Here is a 3,720-nt window from a genome sequence, read left to right as displayed (position 1 = left end):
GGATATCGCGCGCGGAAACCGGATTGGCGATGATGCCCACCCGTGGCGACATCGGCGTTCACTCCCGTCGTGTTCTTTTTCTGCAAAAGACAAGAGCAAGGACGATGCCAAGCGGCGAATATGCACCAACAGATTGATTCAGAAAGGGAATATCGTCTGCAACAGGTGTGGCGGCGGGCTGCCGGGCCCGCCACACCTGTTGCGGCTGGCTGCCACAGGTGTGGCGTCAGTTGCGCCGGTTGGGCGGCACCAGCGCGAAGCGGCGCATCTGGCGGTGGACAGTGGTGCGGTCGCAGCCGAGGGTGCGGGCCACGGCGCTGACATTCCAGTGATGGGCCATAAGCACGGCCAGCAGCCGGCCGGCGGCATCGCCAGCCGCCGGCACCGGCTGCTCGCCGCCGGCGGCAAGGGTGGCGGAGAGGGTGGCAGCAAGGGGGGCGGCGAGAGGCGCGGCCGCCGCTGAGGCCGGCGGGTCGCCGGACAGGTGATCCGGCAGGTCGCCGGCGGTGATAAGGCCGTCGCCGGCCACCGCACCGGCAAAATCGAGGGCGTTGATGAGTTCGCGCACGTTGCCCGGCCAGTCGTGGGCCATGAGCCGGGCCAGCGCCGCGCCGTTCAGCCGCATGGCGGGCAGGCGGGTGCGCATCAGCGTGCGGATCAGGCCTTCAAGGTCGCTGCGGGCGCGCAGCGGCGGCAGGGTGAGCACGGCGCCGTTGAGACGGAAATAGAGATCCTCCCGGAACCGGCCCTCGCGCACGGCGGCCACGAGATCGCGGTGGGTGGCGGCAATCACCCGCACATCCACCGGCACCGGGCGGGTGCGGCCCACCGGCGTCACCTCGCGTTCGGAAAGCACGCGCAGCAGCCGGGTCTGCGCGGCGAGCGGCATGTCGCCGATTTCGTCCAGAAACAGCGTTCCGCCGTCGGCCTCCAGCACAAGGCCGCGCCGGCCGCGGCTGGCCGCACCGGTGAAGGCGCCGGCCTCATAGCCGAAGAGTTCGGCCTCGATCAGCGTTTCCGGCAGGGCGGCGCAGTTGACGGCCACGAACGGCCGCCCGGCCCGCGCACCGGCCTGATGCACCGCCTTGGCAAGGTGTTCCTTGCCGCTGCCGGTTTCGCCGTGGATGAGCAGGCTGAGGCGGGTATCGGCGAGCCTTGCGGCGCGGCGGGCAAGGGCTTCCACCGCGGCATCGCCGTGGCCGAGGGCGGCCAGCGGGGCGGGCAGGGCGGAAAGACCGCCGGCCGGGCGCACCCGCGGCGGTGGCGGCGGCAGGCTTTCGGCAAACAGCACACGGCCGCCGGCGGCAAAGCGCACCGTGCGCTCGGCCATCGGGGCGGAGTGGGAAAAGCGCGGCAGGTCGTCGAGCCGGCAGTCGACGATGCTGTCGAGCCGGCGGCCATAGAGCGAGGGGCGGTTGCCGGCGGCATCGGCCGGCGACAGCGCCCGTCGCGCCCGGTCGTTGAAGCCGATGATGCGGCCGCCGGAATCGACCGCCAGCACATAATCCGGCTCCAGATCGGCAAATTCCAGCGAGGCGGAGAGCTTCAGCACCCACTCGCCGCGAAAACGGCTGAGCAGGTGGGCGACCTCGATCTTGTGGGCGAACGACTTCACCAGCTGCAGGGCGAGGAACTGGCTCGTCTTCGGCTCCGGCGATTTCAGGGCGGAAATGTCGAGCACGGCGGCAAGCGCACCGGTGGCATCGAACACCGGGGCGGCGGTGCAGGTGAGGGGAATGTGGGTGGCATCGAAATGGTCGCTCAGGTGCACGGTCAGCGCCTCGCCGGTGGCGATGCAGGTGCCGACGGCGCAGGTGCCCATGTGCGGCTCGTTCCAGTCGGCCCCCAGATAAAGGCCGGCCTGCCGCAACGGTCCGTCCACGCCCGGATCGCCGATGAAATCGACGGTGATGCCCTCTGCATCGGTCAGCAGCAGCACATAGCCGAGGCCGGAAACCTGCCGGTGCAGCATCTCCAGCCCGAAGCGGGCGGTGCGCAGGAAATCGTCCATGGCATCGCGGTGTTCGCGCAGGCGGCCCTGGGTGAGGATGCGTGCCTCGCGCAGCACCTCCGGGTCGAGCTTGTGTTGCGAGACGCAGCGCCGCCAGGATTCGTGAATGATGGCATCGCGCCGGGTGCTGCCGCCGACGGCGACACGCACGAGCTCGTCGATATGGGCTGCCTGAGCCTGCCTCACGACGTTTCCTCCCCATCGGCGGCCTTTGTGGCCGTTCTTTATGTGGCTGAAAACATCGTCTGCCACGGCGGCAGAATCAAGGCCCGGCGCGGGGCATCCCGACATGCCCCGCGCCGGTTGCGGCCCGCGCCGCCCGGGATGCAGCGGCGCGGGCCGGTTCCGTCAGGCTTCAGCCTTCCGTCATGCCTCCGGGGCCGCCGTCGCCAGCACAGGGGCGACATCCCCGCCGCGCCGCGCGATGCGGCGCTTGAGGAAGATGGCGAGGCCGGCGATGACGGCGGGAACGGCGGCGATGGCGAAGATGGTCTCGAAGCCCCAGTTGAAGGAGAGCAGCAGCCCGCCCACCATGGAGCCCACCACCGAGCCGGACCGCCCGATGCCATTGGCCCAGCTCACCCCCGTGGCGCGGTTGGCGGTGGGATAGAACTGCGCGGCAAGGGCGTTGATGCCGATCTGCGAACCGGCAATGCAGAAGCCGGCGCCGAACACGGCCAGCGGCAGCAGGCCGGGAATGCCGGACGAGTTGCCGATGAGAGCCACGCACACACCGCCGCCCAGATAGGCGGTTGCCAGCGTCAGATGCGGGCTGGTGCGGTCCATGATGAGGCCCAGCGCCACCCCGCCCAGCGTGCCGCCGATCTGCAGCAGCATGGTGATGAGGGCCGCCTCGCGCAGGGTGGCGCCGCCGGCGTTGATGAAGGTCGGCAGCCAGTTGGTGAGCAGGTAATAAACCAGCAGGCTCATGAAGAAGCTGAGCCAGAGCAGCAGCGTTCCGGCAACGAGGCTGCGCGAGAAAAGCTGTGCGACCGGCAGCCCCTTCGGCTTCACCGGACCGCTGAAGCGGGCACCCGCCGGCACGCGGCCGGGGGCGATGCGTGCCATCAGCGCCGCGGCCTTCGGCGAGGCCGGGTCGCGCATGACGAGGAAGCGGGCCGATTCCGGCAGCCACGCCAGCAGCAGCACGGCAAGCACGACCGGTGCGAGGCCGCCCGCCAGCAGCACCGAGCGCCAGCCGTGATCGGCCACCAGCTCCGCGGCCAGCAGCCCGCCCAGTGCCGAGCCGAGGGTGAAGCCGCAGAACATCAGCGTGACGAGGAACGAGCGCCGGCGGTCCGGGCAATATTCCGAGGTCAGCGTAATGGCGCTCGGCATGGCCGCGCCGAGGCCGAGCCCGGTGACGAAGCGCCAGAACGTGAGTTCGCCCAGCGTCGACGACCAGGCCGCGCCGAGCGAGGCAAGTCCGAAAAACAGCACCGAGAAGATGAGCAGCGGCCGCCGGCCGAGCCGGTCGGCAAAGGGGCCGATGGTCAGCGCGCCGATCATGAGGCCGAACAGCCCGGCCCCGAACATGGGCGCAAGGGCAGCGGGCGTCAGCGCCCATTCGGCGCGGATGGCCGGGGCGATGAAGGCCGCAGCGGCGGTGTCGAAACCGTCGATGGCGACGATGGCGAAGCACAGCGCGATGATGCGGAACTGGAAGGTGCCGATCGGTGCATCGTCGATGAGGCCCTGCAGGGCGACAG

The 3,720-nt window shown here is 70.2% G+C and carries 2 protein-coding genes; both read right to left on the bottom strand.

What is annotated here, in order from left to right:
* Positions 1–226: 226 nt before the first annotated feature.
* Positions 227–2,197, bottom strand: a complete 1,971-nt coding sequence (locus V7067_RS14085) for a sigma-54-dependent Fis family transcriptional regulator (RefSeq protein ID WP_334176537.1) — start codon at positions 2,195–2,197, stop codon at positions 227–229.
* A 180-nt stretch (positions 2,198–2,377) separates the two neighbouring features.
* Positions 2,378–3,720 (bottom strand): aromatic acid/H+ symport family MFS transporter (locus tag V7067_RS14080; RefSeq protein WP_334176536.1); only part of this gene is annotated, 1,343 nt, incomplete at its 5' end.

Source organism: Pseudoxanthobacter sp., from assembly GCF_036822375.1.
Lineage (GTDB): Bacteria > Pseudomonadota > Alphaproteobacteria > Rhizobiales > Segnochrobactraceae > Pseudoxanthobacter.
Note: the sequence above shows the minus strand (reverse complement) of the source record. Positions and strands in the feature narration are given on the sequence as shown.